Genomic DNA, 22018 nt, shown 5'->3' with positions numbered 1-22018 from the left:
TTCTTTCTTAGAAATTAGACGGGAAGGGTTTTTTTTCTTTTTGCATATCACATTAAAACATATCTATATACACCTCCAGCCCTCGTCAATTAAGATCAATTTGCAAACGAATCATACACAACGAAAGAGAGGAGGTAATCGAAACAAATGATCAAGGCTCAGTCACCTTTGTCTAGGGAAACCGTGCAGCGTGCGGATGTATCCGTCAAGCTGCGCAGATCGCGGATTATTAAACAGAACATTCCTCTTATGGCCATGTTTATGCCGGTCATTCTGTTCTATATCGTGTTCAAGTACATACCAATGCTCGGTTTGGTGATCGCATTTAAGGATTACAATTTTTTTGACGGAATTATGGGCAGTGAATGGGTAGGGTTCAAACATTTCAAATATTTGTTTGAAAACAACTATTCGCGGGAAATCATCTACAATACGATGCTGCTCAGCTGTCTCCGCGTTTTTGTAGGCTTTCCGTTTCCAATTCTTCTAGCTATCATGATGAACGAGGTAAGAAAGCTGTGGTTTAGAAAATCAGTGCAAACGCTGGTCTACCTTCCCCACTTCTTGTCGTGGATCATTGTCGGCGGCATTGTGGTGACGGTATTTGCCGAGCAGACCGGCATCGTCAACGGATTAATGAAGCTGCTGGGCTTTTCAAGCTATGCATTTCTGTACCACGATGTCTCTTGGGTATCTATCTTCGTCGGATCAGGGATATGGAAAGAGGCCGGGTTTAGTGCCATTATTTATTTAGCTTCGCTCACCACAATCGATCCCAGCTTATATGAAGCTGCCAATATGGATGGAGCGGGGAAATGGCGGAAAATATGGCACGTTACACTCCCTGGAATTCGTCCAACCATTATTTTAATGCTCATTTTGTCAATGGGTCATGTTATGGAAGTCGGATTCGATCATGTCTACGTGCTACAAAACCAGGTTGTTTCTCAAGTATCCGAGGTAATTAGCACTTATATTTTCAAAATAGGTTTACAAGGAGCTAACTTTAGTGTTACCGCGGCAATGGGCTTGTTCGAATCGCTAATTGGGATTGTTCTCGTAGCGGTAACCAATCGAATCGCTCGTGCGTTTGGTCAAGGACTTTGGTAAAAAGGTGGAGCGTTATGAACGACACAAAGGGTGAATCGCTATTTTATGTTGTAAATTATATCGTCATGACTTTAGTAGCGCTTAGCTGCCTACTGCCGATCATCAATATTTTTGCCGTATCCGTTAGCAATCAGAATGCGGTTGCATCCGGCTTTGTTTCCTTGTGGCCTATCGGCTTTAACTTGGATTCATATAAAGCATTACTCAAAGGAACTAATATCGTTCTAGCCTTTCAGAATAGTGTGGTCATTACGCTGGTTGGCGTATTGCTCAGCATGCTGTTTACGATTATGGCAGCATATCCGCTATCGCGTAAATATTTTTGGGGACGGAAATTTTTTACGATGGCTATGGTGTTTACTATGTTATTCAGCGGTGGTTTGATCCCAACTTACTTGCTTGTTAAATCGCTTGGCCTTGTCAATTCCTATGGCGCTCTTTGGCTGCCTGGGCTCATCAGTACTTACAACATGCTTGTTATGCGCACTTTTTTCGATAATATCCCTGTGGAGGTAGAGGAGGCTGCCCGGATAGACGGCTGTGGGGAACTGAGATTGCTGGGCCAAATCATCATGCCGCTCTCGCTGCCGGTAGTTGCCACATTGGCGCTTTTTTATGGTGTTGGTTTCTGGAACGCGTTTATGAGCGTGCTGATTTACATCAATGATACGAAACTGTTCAACCTTACCGTTCTCGTGCAAAAAATGGTGCAAAGCCAGCAGCTATTGCAGCAAATGAACAATTTACAACCCGATGACGTCGAGGCAGTCACTCCAAATTCAATCAAGAGCGCCGCTATCATCATAATGATCGCACCTATGTTGGTTGTATATCCTTTTGTGCAAAAATATTTCGTCAAAGGTGTGATGATCGGTTCCGTCAAAGGGTAACTTGTTCCGTTTTTATTTTTTGCAAGGGATAGAAAAATAGACAAGGAAAAAACATTTCAAGGAGGCAAAAGAATGATGATTTCTTCACAAAAATGGATGTCTATGCTTGCTCTAACCGCTTTGTCCAGTTCTCTGGTTGTTGGTTGCGCAGACAGTAAGCAGGAGCAACCAAAATCCGATAACGGAAAGGCAACAACACAGGCTGCAGTTAGAGGGGCAGCGACCGTCACACTTTACGACCGAGGACGTGTCCCTGCGGAAGAAGGCACAATGGATAAAAGCAGGTGGACTGACTGGGTTAATAAAAATGGGCCCACCGATGTGAAATATATTTTGATTCCAAGAACGGACTCTATCGCTAAATTTAATACCTTATTCGCCTCGGGAGAAGTACCTGATGTCATCAATGAGTACGACCCGCAGTATCGTGATCTATTGTATCAACAAAAGCAGCTGCTGCCGTTAGACGATTTAATTGACAAGTATGCACCTAACTACAAAAAGCTGCTGGAGCAATACCCACAGTTGAAAAAGGCAGGAACCAAGCCGGACGGTAAGCTTTATGAAATAGGCCGATTGCAGGGAACGATGTCCATGTATTCTCTTATTATTCGTGCCGATTGGTTGAAAAAGCTGAATCTGCCAATGCCTCAGACACCAGAGGAGCTTTTTAAGGTTGCTAAAGCTTTCACAGAACAGGATCCGGATGGGGATGGGAAAAAGAATACCTATGGAATTTCAATCGCCGCTGATACTGGAATGGCGATCAGTAAGATGTATGGCGATGTTGGTTGGGTCGTTAAGGATGGAAAGCTCACATACGATTGGGACAGAACAAAAGCTAGCAACGAATTTAAGAAAATGCTATTTGACGAGGGCATAGTAGACAAAGATTACCTTACCGACAAAAATGGCGAAAAGGCAAAGCAGGATTGGCTTAGCGGTAAGCTTGGGATATATGCGATGCAGCATTCGCAGCAATTCAATCCGGGATTATCCAACTACCAAACGTTGAAGAAAAATGTGCCTGGCGCAGAAATATTGCCGATGCCTTTGCCAAAGACGCAATTCGGCCAATTCAGTATGAACTTTCTTAATCCGGCGCAAATGACTACCGTCGTTTATCGGGGTGCTAAGGATCCGGTAGCTGCAGTGAAATACATCGATTTCATAGCATCTAAAGAAACAGCAGTGGTCATGAAGTACGGATTGGAAGGTACCCATTGGAAGCAAGGAGCTAACGGATGCCCAGCACCGATTGATTTGGAGAAAAACAAAAAAGAGCTTGTTTATGTACCTGATCTTGCTATGCAAACGTCACCAGACTTAGTGGGGGCTTGCAACCAAACGGAGAGCTCTTTCGATCCACAGGTACCCGATCAAAATGCTTACTTAACTTTCATCAAGCAAGCTCGGGAAGCCTATGAATCGCCTGAAAGACCTATGCCGGATTTAACACTTTCTGAACATATGCCTAATTTGCCGACTGACCTTGCAAAAATCAATGCTGATCTCAGTCTGCAAATTACGAGTATATGGGCTAAATCGATTGTTAGCGGATCGACTTACACGATTGACAAGGCGCTCGCGGATGCGAAAGCAGTGTGGGATAAAGGCGGAGGAAAGCAATTGGAAGATTGGTATGCTAAGTGGTACGCGGATAACAAAGACAAGGCATTCCTCACGCAGGACATTTATAAGTTCTTGAATAAAAAATAATTCGTTTCCAAAAACAAAGTACCCCGAAGACGGATGTTCGTTCTTTGGGGTTTGTATCATGACCTTTACACTTGAGAGGAGATCAATATGAGCTATAATGTGAAGCATTTTGGAGCTATTGGGGACGGATCGACATTAGATCATAAGGCGATCCAATCAGCTATTGACGATTGCAGCCGAAACGGTGGAGGCATGGTTCTTGTGCCGCAAGGAGCTTATCTGTGCGGAACGATTCAAATCCGCTCGAATGTGTGTTTGCATCTGGAAATGGGTGCTATCATCCGAGGGGCAGATAATCCAGCGCTTTTTCCTGAAATTTGCAAGACGCCTTACGGAAATTTGCCTGGTCAAATCCAAGCATTAATTTGGGCCGATGGTGTGGACAACGTCTCGATTACAGGGCAAGGCATCATCGATGGCGGAGGCGCCAGTCCTCTACCTCCGTCTGCGGCCGCAGAAGTGAAATTTCGGCCTGCCTTAGTATTTTATCGGGATTGTAAAAATGTTAAATTTCTGGATGTCACGCTGCAATATTCTTGCTTTTGGACTTTACATCTGATGCGCTGCGAGGATGTGATGGTACGGGGGCTTACCATCTTGGCCGACATGAATCGTATTAATACCGACGGCATTGATCCCGATGGTTGTAAAAATGTCATCATCAGCGATTGCAATATTAAGACAGGCGACGATTGTATTGTGATTAAAAGCACGGAAGGAGACTTGTGTGAAAATATTACGGTAACCAATTGCATACTTAGTTCCCGGCATGCCGCTCTTAAAATCGGTACAGAAGCTACCGGATCCGTTCGCAACATCACTTTTAATAACTGCATCATCTATAATACGGATGTGGCGCTTGCTCTCTACATGAAGGATGGAAGCGTATACGAAAATATGGTGTTCAGCAACATGGTCATTGAAGCACGCAATGAATTCCCGATTATATTAGACATTACTCCCCGTTATTACAAGGAACCGAAGATAGGACGTATCCGAAACATTACATTTGATAATATTACGGTGACGGCAAAGGGACGGTGCTACATCGAAGGGATTCCAGAGCAGCCCATTGAGAATATTCGCTTCCGCAATATTATTTGGAACGTATCCGGCCCTTGCAATTTGGCGAATACAACCAAACCGCCGGGGGCCCGTCGTGTTGAGATCGATCCCGATCGGCTCAATCACGCTTTGCATCCTTACCAATTCATCGCTGTTAACGTCGACGGTTTGCTTCTAAGTGATATCCGCATTCAACAGGAGCAGTCGGACAGCATTCCCGACAGGGGACGCCTTTACGCGGATCATGTCCGTGATTTAACAGTGGAACGCATGGATTCTTTTGAAGTTCCAGCCGGTATTGATCCGATATTGATCCGGTATTGATCTGGCTTTGCAATTCCGAAGAGTTGAAGCCTGAAAAATATAACATAAGGGAGAATGTTATGAGAAAAAAAGGATTCACAAGCATGCTGCTAATAGCCGCATTGCTGGTAGGCATGCTACCTGCCGTTAACCTTAACTCAACCGTTGTGCAAGCAGGAGGCGCGGAAAACTACTATTTGGACGAGAACTTTAACAGCAGCACGAACTTTCCAACAGGTCAAGCGCCAAATTACAAGGATTGGTCATCACAAAGCAATGGTGTGTTAGATAAGAATTACTGGTTTACGGAGACGACAGGTGGTACTGTAACTGTGGGGAACCCTCCCGATGCCTCCAATAGAAGCGTGAAGATAACTAAGTCAGCAAACAATACCAACAAAGCGGAGTCCTCGGTAGATTTTACCAGTCAACCGTTAAGCGGGTTAGTGGTAGTTGAGGCTAGTGTCATGTCGTCTGGTCCGATGACTGGAACACAGGTTGCCCCATATATAACTAATGGGGCGGGTGCTTCTATAGTAAAAATACAGTGGAATGGTGGACAGATAAAGGCAAATAATGCAGGAATGCAAAATAAAGTACAGGCATTTAATCAGGACCAATGGTATGACATCAAAGTAGTGATTAATACATCAAGTGATACCTATGACCTGTATATAAATGGGACTAGCAAGCTGACTGGTCAAGCTCTAGCAGCTTCATCGGGCGGATCTGTGGGGAAAGTCACTCTTAAAATGGACTCAGGCGACAATACAGGTACCATTTATTATGATAATTTAAAAATATATACAATGAAGCCTTCTGCTACAGTTACAGGTTTAGAATTTGATCCGGCTACGTATAGCGTTTATACAGGAGATGTAATTCAAACAGTTGTGAAAGCGGTTTATTCAGATAAGAGCAAACAAGTGATAACAAGTGGGAATTCTTTTTCATCCTTGAACACCAGCATTGCATCCATCGACCCGACGATAGGGAAGATTACAGCAAATATTCAGGGTACTACACAAGTCTCGGTTTCAAATAGTGTATATAGTACACCCGCATCGGCAACGGTGAATGTAAATCCGCTACCGACTCTTATGGCACCATCAGGTATTAGCACAAGTACTGTGACGGACACATTAGTGCAATTGAATTGGTCTGCTGCACCCAATACAGCAAAATATTATATTTACAGGACGGCTGCGGGAAGCGGACAATATAGTAAAATAGGAGAATCAACTACAACCCCTTATACGGATAGTACCGTATTAGCAAGTACAGCCTATGATTATATGGTATCGTCCGTGTTTGTCACACCCGGCGGACAAGTTATTGAATCCGCGCGAAGTGCAAAAGTAAGTGCTACGACATCAGCGGCATCAGGGTTTATAGTAAATGATGATTTTAACAGCATGGTAACAGAAGCATTGCCAACCGGATGGACAGATATACTTGCAGGTACCGGAAAAGCAGCTGTGGCAGAAATACCATCTGCTTCTGACAAGAGTTTAGGCTTGTTCGTTGCAAACAAAACGGATGCGGCTGAAGCTAACAGGATTTTTCCGGGACTTACTGGAAAAGTAGCTATAGAGGCAAGAGTGATGACAACAGGGGATCAATTTAGCGTAGCTCCCTATTTATATAACAGTAATGATAAGGCTTTTATGAAATTTGGGTTTAGAAATGGCTATTTTGTTGCACTCGGTAAAACCAGTACTATTAATGCACAACCTTTCGAGAAAAACAAATGGTATAACCTGAAAATAGTCGTTAATACAAACGCGAATACCTACGATCTTTGGATTGACGGGGTTCAACAGGATATTATCAGGGAAGATATGCTGCTTGATTTTTCTGGTAATACGAGTATAACAAGGGTTATGTTTAAAGCAGATAATAGTAATGCGTCCACAAGCTATGTTAATAATCTTAAAGTATATACAATGCTTCCTGCTCAAGTAGAAGGGATTAACTTTGATAAATCCACATATGACCTCTATACAGGCGATACTTTTAAAGCAAAAGTGAATTCGATTGACGGAGATGGAGCCAAAGAGAATGTAACAAGCAGCAGTATGATTACTTCTTCAAATCCAAGTGTTGCAACAATCGACCAAACAGGTGAAATTATTGCAGTCGGCGTAGGGACTGCACAGCTAACCGCAACCTATACAGTTGGACAAAACGTGTATCAAGCTCAGGCAAATGTGAATGTAAATTCAATCTCAACGATAGCTGCACCTCAAGGGCTTAGTGTTGGACAAGAATGGAACACATCCGTAACATTAAACTGGATTCCGGCGGCTGGTGCAACAAAATACAGTATTTATAGAGCGAATGCACAAGATAGCCAATATCGTTATGTGGGCCAATCCCAGCCTGGCATTGCAGCCTATATTGATAACAACGTATTGCCCAGCACAGCATACGATTATAAGGTAACATCCGTATTTACTACTCCTGGCGGACAAGTTATTGAATCTGTACAAAGCAGTAAAGCTACTGCTGTTACTGCGGCTCCACTTAACAATTTCCCGCAGGCAGCGAAAGAGCTTACAGTTAACGACAGCTTTAACAGTGATAAAACTGGCAATGCGCCGACCGGTTGGGTCACGGATACTTCTGGCGGCATTGTGAACGTACAAGAAGTTCCATTCCCGGCTGATAAGAGTATTATGATATCTAAAAGTGCTGCTGGGAATCATGCATCTGCAGAAAAAACTTTCCCCTCACTAGATGGAATAGTGACAGTTGAAGCTAAAGTTAAAGCTATGGAAAGAGCGGGAATTAAGTACATCCCATACATCTATGACAGTCATGGTAATATTATTGCACGCATAGCATTCAATGGTACCAATATCGCATATGAGAAAAATGGGACATGGACCCATGCAGGTGTAACTTTCGATGCTGACAAATGGTATATAATCAGGGCAGTGCTTGATACAACTGCCAATAAGTATGATCTGTACATTGACGGAGTAAAAAGAGGAAGCGGCATTCCTTTTGTGACCCAGGCTTCTGATGTAGGGAAGCTATCGTTCAGCATAGATTCGGGTAATACCGGCGCACTGTACTTTGACAATATCAAAGTATACAACCAAGCATCCTTTATAGGAGGGCCGCCGACACCGGTATTCGATGTTAAGAATTATGGGGCCATAGGGGATGGTACAACTAAGGATACAGCTGCCATTCAGGCTGCAATCGAAGCTGCTGCAGGTACTGGTGGATCGGTTTACTTGCATCACGGTACATTTCTTTCAGGAATGATCGAATTGAAGAGTAATATGACACTTTATATCGATTCCTCAGCAACATTAAAGGGAAGCACTTCAGCTTCAGATTATCCGGATACCCATCCGCTTACTTATAATACACAATTAGGTCCTGAAGCCAATTGTAATAAAGCATTGATTTATGCGAACCATGTAGAGAATGTGAAAATTGACGGTGGAGGTACAATTGATGGAAGCGGCGGGTCCTTTAGCACAGGGAGCGAACCCACAAGACCTATGGCCATTTATACTGTACTTAGCAATAATGTAACCATACAGAACTTATATATTACGAAATCAAGCATGTGGACTGTTGTAAATGCGGAAACCGATTATTTGATCATAAGGAACTTATATTTGGATGTTAAGCTGGCAAGCAACAGGGACGGAATTGATATCGTTGATAGCTGGCATGTTGTAATTGAGGACGTTACTGTGAATACCGGCGATGATGCGATTTGTATTAAAAGCGGTAAAAGTCGCGGAGTCGTGGATCTGTTGGTCCGTAATTCCAATGTTACTGCTTCGGGTACAAACGGCTTAAAGTTTGGAACAGCTAGTTATGGGGCATTCAAGAACGTCAGGTTTGAAGATGTCATGGTGAAAGGTGTTAAATATTGTGCGATGTGCGTTGAATCGGTTGACGGAGCAGAAGTATCCAATATCACCTTCCAAAGGATTGATGTCCAGGATGCGGGGAATCCATTCTTCGTTATTCTTGGAAAGAGAAGCGACCGTACAACAAAAGACGATAAACCAAGATTAGGAACGATGGATACGGTAAGATTCCAGGATATTATTGGAAAAGACATGAACACTTCCTGGGCTTCTCCGATAGCAGGAGCCAATATGTCGGATGGCACGAAATATAGATTGAAAAATATTTATTTTGAAAATGTCCATATCACTTACAAAGGAGGCAGAACGACGGTACCCGGAAACCCGCCGGAATACGCCCTCGGCCAGTATCCCGAATCCAATATATGGCGTGATCTTCCGGCATATGGATATTATGTCAGACACGCTGACGGAGTATCTTTTATAAATTCAACAACGAATGTATCTCCGGCAGATGCAAGAGACCCTATAGTGATGGTTGATGCGTTTAATTCGACAGGTATTATGCTTGACTCGACGAAGTACAGCCTCCAAATTGGTGAAGCTCATACTATTAAAGTGACGCAAAGGTATGAAAACGGAGATACTTTGGACGTAACAGGTTCGAGCCATTTTGCATCATCCAATACCCATGTAGCAACCGTTGATGCTTTCGGAAAAGTAACGGCAGTCAGCACTGGCAGCTCGGAAATCACGATTACAAACCGTGAATACAAGGTATTGGTGAGTGTGACAGTTCTGGACAACGTGGTCCTGAGCAGTGATGCTTCATTAAGCAGTCTCACAATCACGCAAGGTACCATCACACCCGTATTTGATAAGGAACACAACAGTTACTTTGCAAATGTTGGTTATGCTGTAGATACTGTTGACATTACGTCGATAGCGAATTCTGTACAAGCGGTTATCGCCATTAATGGAGTCGCGACCGAGTCGGGTGGTATTTATACGGCAAGACTGGATGTTGGTATCAATACGATCGCAGTCGTTGTAACAGCTCAGGACGGTACTATTCAAACGTATACCCTTACGATAACAAGAGATTTAATTAGGTACGGTAACAACGATAATAACAATAACAGTAATGGTGCTAACTCAAATAATGGACAGCCTGCACAGATAGGGACAACAGACCCTACGAATACAGAAGGTATCGATAGTACATCAGCCATAAGTGTAAATGCATTGTTGGATAAGTCTACTGGAACGGCAAAAGCGGAAATCTCCGCATCGGTATTGTCCAATGCGTTGGACAAAGCTGCGACAGATCATAACGGAGTAAAAACGGCAGAAATTCAAGTGCCAAAAGTGGAAGGTGCCCAAGTATATGAACCCGCATTGCCTGCAGGTTTTGTAACAAATGGTGACCCTAAACAAAAGATAGCTCTATCGACTCCGTTTGCGATTGTAGAACTGCCGGGTAATATGCTTAAGTCCTCTGAAGTATCGGCTTCATCAACTATAGCTTTTCCTGTAGAGTTTGTTGATAAGGGAGTAATTGGCGACTCTAAGTTGCAGGATAAAATCGGTGATAGGCCAATACTGAAAATTAATATGAAGGTTGACGGTAAAGTGGTTAAATACGAAAACCCTCAGGCTGCAGTTACCATATCCATACCCTATAAACCATCAGATCAGGAAATGAAGGATTCTGAGCACATCGTCGTTTGGTATATAGATGGAAATGGCGATGCGGTGAAAGTGCCAAATGGGAAATACAATACGGTAACAGGTAGGGTAACTTTTAAGACGACTCATTTCAGCATGTATGCCATCTCTTACGATTATAAGACATTTGAAGATATAGGCGATTATGGGTGGGCGAAAAAGCAGATTGAAGTGCTCGCTTCAAAAGGACTAATAAACGGTACGTCGGACGATGCGTTTACACCAGCAGAAAGCATTACGAGAGCAGACTTTCTGGTGCTTCTGGTAAGAACGATGGGAATTGCCGCAGACATTGACGACAACTTCAGCGATGTAAGTAAGTCAGACTACTTCTATCATGATCTTGGAATTGCCAGAAAGGTCGGAATCAGCGATGGAATCGGCGATAACAGGTTTAATCCGAATGGGAAAATATCAAGACAAGATATGATCGTACTTTGCGCTAAAGCACTGCAACTAACACAAATGACTAGTGCACGTGGCAATGCGTCCGATCTTGATATTTTTACCGATAATTCGATTGTGGCCTCCTATGCAGCGGAAAGTATGGCTTCCATGGTTAAGGAAGGATTAGTGATGGGGGATCGGAATCAGCTTAACCCTAGAAGTTATACGACAAGAGCGGAAGCTGCAGTGCTGATGTACAGAATTTATAACAAGCAATAAAGGATATTACAGATTGGGGCTTTCCTTAGTCAGATATTGCTGAAGGGAGGTCCCTGTAAAATAGTTGCACAGTCTGCTTACTGGCAATATCGAGCAGGGTGACAGCCCTTCTTCCTCAATGCGGTTCTTCACGGCATATTCAGTTTGTAGCAGGGCGGCACACTGCGCATTCGGATTGAGCGGCAAGCAGATGCTGTACATTTTTAGTCTCGGATACAGGAATTGGCATGGATGATTTTTTCTTGATCCAACACTAAGGACAGAAAGGAATGAATAATACGTAAGTGTATTGATTTTTCCATATCGGACATAATAGCGAAGATTGCAATATAAGTAATGAAAAGGAAGTTTTAGGTATGCCCGAGAATGACATTTTTCAACAGGCGCTTAAATCCAACGATTTTCATCAATTTTCACCAATTGATCATGGTCACCCCATTCAAATCAGCTATTATCGATCCTTGGTAGACGCGGAGAAAATAAATCGCTATCTCCTTCCAGGGATACAAGAAAATATCGATAACTTGACCCTTTTGGACGATATAAAAAGGGTTATTCCCTTTGACGATGTGAGTGTGACAGATGATACCGGTGAAGTTGTAACAAAGCTGATGAAGGGATACGTGATCATTCAGTTTAAGGATGATGACCTGAATTTTCTCATCGTTAATATTAATCATGATGATTTAGGTCATCGCAAGAGCAATGAAACTGAGAATGAATTTAGCGTGGTTGGGCCTAAAGTGGGCTTTGTAGAGAACATTGATATTAACCTTCATTTATTGCGCCAGCAAATTAACATTCCTGCATTAGTCCTGCAAGAGATCAAAGTGGGCACAATATCCAACACGAAAGTTGTTATTGCCTACATAGATGGAATTACGAATCCTAAACACGTGCAAACCATGCAGCAGCGTCTTCAAGCTATTCACTTTGACGTGGTTTTTGACAGCTCTCAATTGGATCAAATTATTTCCGATCATTCTAACACGCCTTTCCCGCTTTTCTTATCAACGGAAAGAGTCGATCGCGTTATATTTGCCATCTTGTGTGGACAAGTGGCTGTATTCTCCGATGGTTCTCCTTATGTGATTACAGGACCATCAACCATTCTGGATTTTTTTATTTCACCCGAGGACTATCATCTTCCTTGGATTGTAGGCTCATTTTTTCGTATTATCCGAATTATGAGTGTGTTCTTCTCAATCTTTTCAACCCCGTTATATATTGCGATACTCACTTATCATTTTGAAGTTATACCGGAAAGTTTGCTTGAACCACTCATTAATTCGCGCGTTCATGTTCCGTTTCCACCTGTGATCGAAGTCATTTTTTTGGAAATTACAATTGAACTTTTACGGGAAGCTGGAGCTCGTTTACCTGCAAAAATTGGGCAGACATTAGGAATCGTGGGTGGAATTGTGATCGGACAAGCGTCGGTTCAAGCTGCATTCACCAGCAATATTTTATTAATCATTGTAGCGTTATCTGCACTTGCCTCTTTCACAACTCCGATTTTTAAAATGGCGAACACCATCCGTCTCCTGCGGTTCCCCTTTATCCTACTGGCGGCTTTTTGGGGCGGATTTGGCATTATTGTCGGGTTCATATTACTCCTCGGGCATTTGTTGAGGTTAAAATCGTTGGGGACACCTTATCTGGTTCCTTTATTTCCGTTTCGAACAAGTAATTTTGCAGATAGCCTTGTCCGGTTATCTTTCCGATACACAACAAATCGAAGTGTGCACCTAAAGCCTCTTTCACAGAAACGTTATAAACCAAACGATGTCAAGGAGGATATTGATCATGACTAGCGGCGACAAACGGAAACGCTGGATTCCTTGTCTCTTGGTGATTGTTCTGGCTCTGACGGCTTGCAGCAGCCAAAGGATCGTAGATCAGATTAATATTCTTATGATTCTGGGACTAGACAAGAGTGACAACGGTTTCAAGGGAACAGGGCTGTATTCAGATTTTAACCATGGCGAGAAATTAACGCTCTTGCAAGGAACTGCTGCGAAACCGACACTGTTGCTAAATAAGATGAACAATCAATCCCCGCAGCCCGTTGAGATCGCCAAGTTGGAGATGATTCTTTTTGATAAGCAGTTAGCGGAAGATGGCATATCTCCTTTTATTGAAACTATTTTCAAAGATCCTCTGATAAGCAACTACTTAATTGTTGCTGTTTCTGAGGGAGCTACGGCATCGATGTTGGAAACCCTAGTGGATAAAAAGGGCGATAGCCTGCCATATCATATCATCAAGCAAAATATTCAATCAGGGGGTATTCCGGATTCGAATTTGCATACTTTATTGTTTGATTATTATGGAGAAGGAAGAGATATGTCGGTTCCGTATTTAACATTAAATCCAGGTGGGAAGATTGCATTAGCAGGGTATGCGATTTTCAAAGATGAGCATTTGAAATTAATTATTAATCAGGAAGAACTGCCGCTGTATACAATGCTTCATGGCAATCTACGAGGGGATGTACCATTTACAATAAGGACAGGGCAGAACAAAGGTATGGCCGTGTTCTCCAGTATATACGGGAAGGAATCCAGATCGGTGTCCAAATCTATAAATGAGACTAAGGTAATCTACAACATGATGGTGAATGGTATGGTTAAGGATTATCCGAAATGGACAGATTTAAGAGATGAAGGAAATGTTCGTGAATTGATCTTGCAATTAGAAAAGCAAATGAGCAGTAAGCTTGCGGTGCTTCTGAATAAGTTTGTAAAGGAGAAGGTAGACCCGTTTGGAGTAGGAGATTTGGTTAGAGCACATAGTAGAGATTGGTGTGAGAAGGAATTTTACGAAGTCGAATATCCCAAAATCAAATTTGAAGTTAATTTAAAGGTTCATCTAAGTAAATCTGGAACATAGGAAATGGAGCAGTGGGTGATATCCGTGAATAAACAGGCGAGTGAAGGCTTAATCGTATCTCCATTCTATCTGTGGTTCCTCATTCATAGTACCCAAACGGGAGTTTCAATGTTGAATTTTCCAAGTAAAGTGATTCTGGGAGCCGAACAGGATGCATGGGTTTCTTTATTGGTGGCAGGGTTAAGTGTTCATCTGATTATTTGGATGATTTTTTTTGTGTTAAAAAATTCGAATAAAGGGGATATCATTTCATTGCACCAACAATTGTTTGGAAAATGGTTTGGAAATGCCCTGACATTGGGGTTTTACGGGTACACCATTTTGTTTGTTTGCAATGAAATTCGCTCTTACATAGAAGTTTTACATATCTGGGTTTTTCCAATGTCACATCCCTGGGAATTGTCGCTCATTGTTCTGTTGACGTCAGTCTATATCGTATCTGGAGGCTTCAGAGTCATAACCGGTATTTGCTTCTGGTGTGTGGTTATCCCTTCGATTTTGCTTGTCTCTCTCTATTTTCCCCTGAAATATGCCCATTGGAATAATCTCCTCCCACTCTTAAATCATAATCTTGACGAATATACCGTGTCTGCTCATCAATCGTTATCGTTATATCAGGGAGTTGAGTTTTTGCTGCTCTATTATCCTTTCATTAAAAATAATGAGAAATCCCAAAAATGGGCGCATATTGCGGCAGCGCATACAACTATATTATATTTGATATTCGCTTTCGTGATTTTTGCCTATTTCAACATTCAGCAGTTGAAGCATACGATATGGCCCACGCTGATCTTATCGAAAGTCATTCAATTACCTTTCCTTGAAAGATTTGATTATATGTTTGTTTTTAATTGGTTCCTCATTATATTGCCTCCTATCTGTATCGGACTGTGGGGAGGGACACGGATACTGAGGAAAACAGTCGGCCTTAAAGCTAGACCCGCGTTATGGATAACGAGCAGCATCGTTTTTATAATCATCGTGTTTTTGAGAGAGCCAACCACTATCGAGAGGCTGGACTCTCTGCTGTCCGGGGCAGGATTCATCTTCCTGTACGCGTACATCCCTATGCTTGTTATTTGGATAAGCTTTATCCGTTTTTTTCGAAAAGTTCGGCCTATCGGAGGGAATTTAAAGTGAATCATTCGTATGGAAAGGGTTGGTAATGGGAGTTAATCATTCCTGATGACTAGATATACGATCAGACCCATAACCGGAAAAAATAGCATCCCGAATAACACAATGACGGCGTATTCTTGGCTTTTACCTCTCCTTAAACAGTCTTTATATGCCCAAATGCTTAATACAATATGTAGCAAAGAAAGTAAAAGAGCAAAAACAATCATTCCACTAAACAAAAAGCCAGTACTTGAAGACATTCCGGCACCTCAACTTATTTTTGATTTTTAAGAGCAACAAAAAGAGCGCTTGAAAAAAAGAACACAGCAAGAAACCAACCAAAAGCAGGCGCCGAAGACCAAAGGTCTTTTCCAGCAAATGCAAAACCTAAGAATGCTACTCCAAACATACAAAGAATTGATGGCTTCATAGACGCTCTCCTTTATATTCATTAATAAATAGACGTAGATTTTTCCAGAAAGTTGCAGTTAACGATCTCTATGGATAAATGTCATGCATCTCTGATTCGGACAGTTCTTGCGATTATTTATTCAATAACCCATATGGGGGATAGGGATGGCTCAATTTCGCAACTTTTTAACCAAACTCAGCGTCTCTTTTAAAGGAACACCGGAGGAGGTCGTATCATTTTATGAATAAACATATTGTTATATCAATTCCATTGGCCATAGCCCTGCTGCTGTCTTCGGTACAAACGGCAGGTGCCGCTGTGCAAAAAGTAGAAGTCAAGCTCCCAGCCTTTGAAGTAAGCCTCAATTCTTATTATCCGGTTATGCAATCGGAGGCATATCCGCCAATTATTTATAAAGACGTTATTTACGTTCCGATGACATGGAACAACAGCCTGCGACTTAATATAGCTTTGGAGTGGAAAAATAGCGAAGGTCTTTTTATCCGAAAAAAGGAAGGTGTAGAGCAGTATCCGAATTTTAATTCGTATCCAATTGAAGCGCCCGCATCCGAGAATAATGACCTGAACAAGTCATACGAGGCGAACCTTGTTTCTTATCCAATAACGGTAAATGGCAAAAAAATCGATAATGCACAAGAGCCTTATCCGATTTTGTCGTTCCGCGATATCACCTATTTCCCTTTAACGTGGCGTTTTGCGCATGAAGAGTTCGCATGGACGACCGCATGGACTCCCGAGGATGGATTCGGTTTAATTGCGGGGGGCCGTAGTTATATCCCTAGCATGATCGTGTCGGACAATGATGAGTCGTTATTCGTCAGCACGAACATTTATGGGACGTTTCAAATAAATAAATCGTTAAAAGGAGCTATCGAATCCTTACGTGCTCAACATGCAGAAGGGAGTTACCTTCAGACAGCTGAGAAAAGTCGTATTCAATTGGTTGAAACCGCTCCCACTGCCAAGACGAATCAAACAAAGCTGACCGGCGGCAAGGTAATGTGGGGAGACATCGAGCTGATGTCACTTCAGCCTGTTTTGAAGGAAGCGAATAGAGCAAGTGATGTACAATCTTACAAGGAAGAAGATATACATATCCAAGATACGGTTTTGCCTCTTGGTTCCAGCTATCTCATCAGCTTGAATACCAATCTACCGGGTGCAAGCTCAGTCGGATTTCTTGTGAACGGTACTCAAGTCATTCAATTGGATGTTCTATCACTATACCGCTGGAAGGATAACGCGAATGGATCGTTCTGGGTAAGCAGTGCTGATACGTTTAGTGAGCGGCATCATACCACATGGATGGAACACCATTTATGGCTAATTGACAAGGAGGGACATCCCCATTCGATGAATGAACAGGTGGGTGCTGAAGTTGCACGAATTTTATCTGCAATGGATGACGGCACTTTAATCGTGTTTACTTCGGAAGGGCATGCTGAAGTGCCGGTCGGTGATATTTATCGGATCAAGCCCGACGGAAAAGCCGAGAAAATGTATGCTTCTGTACGAGGAAACATATATGCGGATCAAGCAGGAGAAGTATTCGTACTTTCAAGTCAAGAGAATCGGATTACCAAGCTGAGCGATGGCAGCAGTGCAGAGTTGTCCGAAAAAATGTTGTTCCTTGCATCAAGAGGACAGCCGCAATCGATCGATGATAAATAAATTAATCGGGATCGGCTTCGTACCTTTGAGGCCGATGTAGCTAGATTTTAAATAAACCATCTATATAAGATAAAAAAAAGAAATACACAGCCCGAGCGGAGAAAGCGGGCCCTTCTGGAGAAACGAAGTGTTCGCCTTTGCAGACGGATTCTTCCCCCTATGGGGCTAAGAATCGAAAGAATCTGGCTGCAACAGCGATTGGAAGAGGGGGCTGCTTTCGCAGCGACTCTTTGCTGGCATGATGTTTAGTTCATCCTATATCATTTGTTAAATTAAATAACCGTTTTATAAACTATATTTATCCAAATATATTAATAATAAAAAAACTAAACATGGAAGGGATTTATGTTGGATGGCATTCAAACTCCATATTTTTGGTATTGTCATTATTGTTATCGGAGTTTTCATTGGAATATTTTTTTATGGTGGCGTTGCATTGATTGCAGTATCTATTATTTGCGGAATTTTCTTTATGGCATTAGGGAAGATTGTAGAATTACTAGAAAAGATTGAACAAAAGTTACCTGATCTATCTAATAGTAATACATATCAAGTGCAAGAATACTCTGTAACTTCATCTGATTTTGACGTCTATGATTCCAGTAATGAAACCTATCAATTTCTTACACTGGATGGAAATGATTATATTCAAGCACGTGTTTTTAAGAACTACTTAGATATCAAAGAAAATACAATTTCATTTAAATTACCCAGCAGAGTGCAGCAAGTATTTACTAAGCACGACACTTATCGTTTATCGGTGGATGTTTTTTCAAAAGATGACATAGTTTTTGTGAAATTGGCTTCTTTAGGTATCCATGCTTCACAGCTTGGAAACTCAATAGTGCTCAGTTATTCTATAACGATCAAATAAAGAAAAGACATGGCTTGTCTGACGCAAGCTCTGTCTGTATTTATTGAAGTAAATAAGCCATAACGATTAATTACTTACACTGTAATCAGCTCTTGTACGCGCTACTGAAATGGAGTTGTTGCCGCTGTGCGACGATCTATCATAGTCAGGGCTATGCGAATGGGAAACATTTCCGTTTTCCCCTTGTTTGATAAATGCATCACCTTTTGGATGAACTTGACCCTTAACCCAGTAGTGCGTCCCGGCTTTTAGAATATATTGGCCGCTCTTAGGAATCGACGGAGACCAATTGCCGTTTGCGGTATTCAGATCCCATGTGTTTTGGGAGCTCTGAGTCTTAGTGAATAAGACTGTATTTTCATCCTCCGCGAGCGAAAGAACTTGATTCCAAGATTTTGTGTCTTTATCCGTGCCGATAAGGATAGAAGTTATAGTGCCGCCGATAGCGTTACTCAATCCAAAATCTATATCGTTATCCACGACGGCTCTTACTTTTGAATATGTAACATACGATTTAGCGGGAGCCGATATGTTTGTAGTGTTAGAAGGATTGCCATTGCTGTCGTATTGGGTAAAGGCAAACTCCATACCTCTTACTTCATCAAGGAAAGGATCCTCGGGATCCTCCATGTCCACAACGATGTATTGTTCCCCGCTCTCGTGATAATTGCCGTCATTGGAATCCCAATGTGCTTTGCTCAAGTCGAAGTCATTAATGAATTTCTCAGGAAAGTAACGAGGCCATATTGTAAAAATGTTAGTTCCGTGCCAGGCGACTTCCGCCTTGGACAAGGCATGCTTATCGACATCGAGTTTTTTTCCGCTGTTATAAGCTAGAACCCTTTCAATAAGAGCTACAGCTTCCGCTCGAGTGGTTGAAGTGCCGGCCGCTAAATCTCCTCGATTGTCTCCTTGCATAAGTCCTCGTTTCACGACCTCATAGACGATCCGGCTGTCGGTGTAGTCGACATTCGTTACATCTGCTGCTTCAGAGAGAATCGATTTGAGCTTGGCAGTATAATCTCTGACCAAACATTCAGAAATCTCAACCGAACAAGTATTTTTTGCCCGATTCGGATTTTTAATTTTCGGCTGAATAACATCTCGATTATACCTTTCAAGAGCGGTGATCAGCTTCGGAACATCTGGCAAAATATCATCGATGCTGCCATTGGATTGGCCGTTGAATTCAGGCAAGGAACGGAGCGTCTTCAATTGTTCCGCGGAAAAATTCGGATCTACCTTCGAGGGAACCCATGTTTGAAATCGTTTTAGATTTTCAGTGACATTCTGTTTTTCATATTGGGATTGGGTCGCTCTAAATAATGTTTTGGCTGCATCATCGTGCCTAATAGGAGACTGCCAGTCGTTCTGATAGTCCCCCTTATACAATGCGTATTGATTAGCTGCATCCAGAACAGGAGCAAACCACGATTCTCCTTGCTTTTGTGATGGAAACGGGATTTGTAACGCATGCACCGTCATTGACAAAAATTCCTCTTCCGTAATAGAAGCGTCAGGTCTAAACGTTCCATCAGCATAACCGTTAACGTATCCTGCCGCTACTGCTTTTTGAATCGCATTCTCTGCCCAATGACCAGTTATATCGCCTAGCATTAAATTGTTGGATGCTGCTGTAACGGGACCGATTAATAAATTCGAAGCTATAATTCCAGATAAAGCAAGACTGCATAGTAGTTTTGTATTCACTATGATGAAACCTCCGTGTTTTTCAATATCAGTGATGAATAATGCTGCTGAGACGATTATGTTATGATAACATAAATTGTAAGAAAGCATCTACTGGGTATATCCGACGTTGCACGTACCTGGCTTTGAAGAGATGTTCGTTACTTTCATCTTTACTTTTAAAAAGAATATATCAAAAAGACCGCATTTTAAGCGGTCTCAAGTAGTTCAACAAAAAAGATACTAGTCTTAATGATCTTATCAGTTCTATCGAGTTTTACATAGATCCATTCATTTGCTCGACTCGTAACTATACCCGTACCTTCACGTGTTACAACCATTGTTTCATTTAACTTAATATGAAAAGGATATTCTGCTGACTGACTACGAAGTATTTTCCGTGGCATTGATACCATTCCTTTGTTTTTGTAGTTATTGTACTTATTAATCGTATCATTAGCTGTACGGAGTTTCTGTTAAAAAAATCACAGACATAGTGATGCTGTTATGTCCAAATATAATGCAACCAACTTATGATATTTCAATGGGTTGTAGAATTGGAGGTTAAAATTGAGCAGAATTGATATTGGGAAAATCATTGCAGAATCAGTCTTTTGCTATGCGAGAAGTGAGGGGCAAGGATTAGTAAATAAAGTCCAATGTGCCTGCTACCAGCAGGGTCAAAAGAAGTGTGAAGCATATTTACAAATGGAAAATTTTCATAAGCGATATAAAGAATTACAAATTCAAGGATTACCACGAAAAGAAACTCTTCAAATCATCGAAAAAGAATTGGAAGGCGAGGAACATCACTGGTATAGGCAAAATGTTAAACCATAACCTGTGAAACGAGCTCAATGGTAAAATGATATAAAAATTCTTATTTAAAAGAAATGAGATCTGCTACAGGCAATCCGTTTGGAATCAAGATGGTCATTTATTGAAGACAAAGATATTAGACAAGTTGTAAAGAACTGTGCAAAGCAAAGATTTGAGATTATCAATGATTACATTCGTGCTAACTATGGACATAGCGTGGGTAGATTGGAGTATCAAGGTGCGATTCCTTCAGATGTACTATATCATGGGACTAATGCTAAAGTTGTTGATATCATACTTGCCGAGGGAATAAAACCAATGGGAAGAAAATACATCCATTTTATCAAAGTTCCAATAAATTGTGGTTTAATAAGAGTTTGAGATAGATTAGATTGTCTATGAGTGTTGTTGGGGGGGGCTGTAAAGACAAAATGGCGCACAAACAAATTGCCCCTTATTTGTTAAAGAGTCTTATAACATACATAACTAATGAGAGCGCAACACTTATAATAATGCATGTTACAACGGGAAAATAAAACTTGAAATTTTCTTTTTCGACTACAATGTCTCCAGGAAGTTTTCCAAGGTTGATGAACTTTGATAAGACAGACCATAAAATGCCAATGACAACTAGTGCAATTCCTAAGCTAATTAATATTTTGGGGATAGACATTAGACTCACCTCTTATTTAATTATTACCAGTTTATACTAAGGCAATCAAATAGAATTCTTCTTTCAAAATTTTGCTTCAGAAATGAGCGCTTAATTTCACTCTACCCACATACTAACCGAAGAACCTCCTTTAACTGCGATTCGTACTGATGGCTTGTAAACAATAACAACGAACCCGGTTCATGCTGTAAAACGGTGGCTATGAACGCTACCCATGAAGGGGTTCCAGACTGCCCTACAATAAGTTGAATCTGGTCAAGTGAGCGGAACTTCAGCGATGGAGCCACAAGAATGCTTAAGCGAAACGCTAACGACTCCTGCTCCTTGGGGAACTTTACCATCTCCCGCTCCACGGATAAGACACGAACATCCCAACCTGTCGATCTGAATACATTCTCTCCCACATTTGCACTCCCGTGCTTTTCTACTTTTATCCTACTAAGTTTAGATGGAAGAAACAACTATTACAACAGTTGAAGTCTATGAAAAGTAATATTATGCATGGTAAACATGCTCTTTCGAGCCACC

General features: G+C 41.7%; 17 protein-coding genes. 12 read left to right on the top strand and 5 right to left on the bottom strand.

Annotated elements, in window-relative coordinates:
* Positions 1-147 precede the first annotated feature (147 nt).
* The 8 genes from BM210_RS27795 (at position 148) to BM210_RS27760 (ending at position 15352) form a co-directional block, all read left to right on the top strand.
* A complete protein-coding gene (locus BM210_RS27795; protein ID WP_091175588.1) occupies positions 148-1110 on the top strand; it encodes an ABC transporter permease in 963 nt (320 codons plus the stop codon).
* 14 nt (positions 1111-1124) lie between these two features.
* On the top strand, positions 1125-2000 hold the full coding sequence (locus tag BM210_RS27790) for a carbohydrate ABC transporter permease (protein ID WP_091175587.1): 876 nt from the start codon (positions 1125-1127) through the stop codon (positions 1998-2000).
* 72 nt (positions 2001-2072) lie between these two features.
* Positions 2073-3719 carry an extracellular solute-binding protein gene (locus BM210_RS27785; protein WP_091175585.1) on the top strand — a complete coding sequence of 549 codons (1647 nt, stop codon included), beginning with the start codon at positions 2073-2075 and terminating at the stop codon, positions 3717-3719.
* Positions 3720-3806: 87 nt separating this feature from the next.
* Positions 3807-5108 carry a glycoside hydrolase family 28 protein gene (locus BM210_RS27780; RefSeq protein ID WP_091175584.1) on the top strand — a complete coding sequence of 434 codons (1302 nt, stop codon included), beginning with the start codon at positions 3807-3809 and terminating at the stop codon, positions 5106-5108.
* 59 nt (positions 5109-5167) lie between these two features.
* On the top strand, positions 5168-11320 hold the full coding sequence (locus BM210_RS27775; RefSeq protein ID WP_091175582.1) for a glycosyl hydrolase family 28 protein: 6153 nt from the start codon (positions 5168-5170) through the stop codon (positions 11318-11320).
* A gap of 356 nt (positions 11321-11676) precedes the next feature.
* Positions 11677-13134: a spore germination protein gene (locus BM210_RS27770; protein WP_091175581.1), complete on the top strand. Its 1458-nt coding sequence runs from the start codon at positions 11677-11679 to the stop codon at positions 13132-13134.
* Positions 13127-14212: a Ger(x)C family spore germination protein gene (locus tag BM210_RS27765; RefSeq protein ID WP_177238039.1), complete on the top strand. Its 1086-nt coding sequence runs from the start codon at positions 13127-13129 to the stop codon at positions 14210-14212. The genes BM210_RS27770 and BM210_RS27765 overlap by 8 nt, the downstream gene beginning before the upstream one ends.
* Positions 14213-14215: 3 nt before the next feature.
* On the top strand, positions 14216-15352 hold the full coding sequence (locus tag BM210_RS27760) for a GerAB/ArcD/ProY family transporter (RefSeq protein WP_091175578.1): 1137 nt from the start codon (positions 14216-14218) through the stop codon (positions 15350-15352).
* A gap of 32 nt (positions 15353-15384) precedes the next feature.
* Here the strand turns inward: BM210_RS27760 and BM210_RS27755 are convergent, their stop codons facing one another.
* Entirely contained in the window at positions 15385-15558 is a 174-nt protein-coding gene (locus BM210_RS27755; RefSeq protein WP_371263561.1) for a PLDc N-terminal domain-containing protein, read from the bottom strand.
* 47 nt (positions 15559-15605) lie between these two features.
* Positions 15606-15761, bottom strand: coding sequence for a hypothetical protein (locus tag BM210_RS35060; protein WP_177238038.1), 156 nt, complete (start codon positions 15759-15761; stop codon positions 15606-15608).
* A 222-nt stretch (positions 15762-15983) separates the two neighbouring features.
* On the opposite strand from BM210_RS35060, the gene BM210_RS27750 reads away from it, so the two are divergent.
* Together BM210_RS27750 and BM210_RS27745 are read left to right on the top strand one after the other, a co-directional pair.
* Positions 15984-17435 (top strand): hypothetical protein, encoded by a 1452-nt coding sequence (locus tag BM210_RS27750; protein ID WP_091175575.1) that lies wholly within the window; start codon positions 15984-15986, stop codon positions 17433-17435.
* A gap of 352 nt (positions 17436-17787) precedes the next feature.
* Positions 17788-18309 carry a hypothetical protein gene (locus tag BM210_RS27745; protein WP_091175573.1) on the top strand — a complete coding sequence of 174 codons (522 nt, stop codon included), beginning with the start codon at positions 17788-17790 and terminating at the stop codon, positions 18307-18309.
* 66 nt (positions 18310-18375) lie between these two features.
* Here the strand turns inward: BM210_RS27745 and BM210_RS27740 are convergent, their stop codons facing one another.
* A complete protein-coding gene (locus BM210_RS27740; RefSeq protein ID WP_177238037.1) occupies positions 18376-20019 on the bottom strand; it encodes an S-layer homology domain-containing protein in 1644 nt (547 codons plus the stop codon).
* Positions 20020-20568: 549 nt separating this feature from the next.
* On the opposite strand from BM210_RS27740, the gene BM210_RS27730 reads away from it, so the two are divergent.
* Positions 20569-20838, top strand: coding sequence for a hypothetical protein (locus tag BM210_RS27730; protein WP_091175569.1), 270 nt, complete (start codon positions 20569-20571; stop codon positions 20836-20838).
* Positions 20839-20898: 60 nt separating this feature from the next.
* Positions 20899-21198, top strand: coding sequence for an RNA 2'-phosphotransferase (locus tag BM210_RS27725; RefSeq protein ID WP_091175567.1), 300 nt, complete (start codon positions 20899-20901; stop codon positions 21196-21198).
* A gap of 73 nt (positions 21199-21271) precedes the next feature.
* On the opposite strand, the gene BM210_RS27720 is transcribed toward BM210_RS27725, so the two are convergent.
* Together BM210_RS27720 and BM210_RS27715 are read right to left on the bottom strand one after the other, a co-directional pair.
* Positions 21272-21490: a DUF2905 domain-containing protein gene (locus tag BM210_RS27720; protein ID WP_091175566.1), complete on the bottom strand. Its 219-nt coding sequence runs from the start codon at positions 21488-21490 to the stop codon at positions 21272-21274.
* A 101-nt stretch (positions 21491-21591) separates the two neighbouring features.
* Entirely contained in the window at positions 21592-21894 is a 303-nt protein-coding gene (locus BM210_RS27715) for a hypothetical protein (protein WP_091175564.1), read from the bottom strand.
* Positions 21895-22018 lie beyond the last annotated feature (124 nt).

This window comes from Paenibacillus sp. 1_12 (assembly GCF_900114475.1).
Lineage (GTDB): Bacteria > Bacillota > Bacilli > Paenibacillales > NBRC-103111 > Paenibacillus_S.
This window is presented reverse-complemented; position numbering and strand designations above follow the sequence as displayed.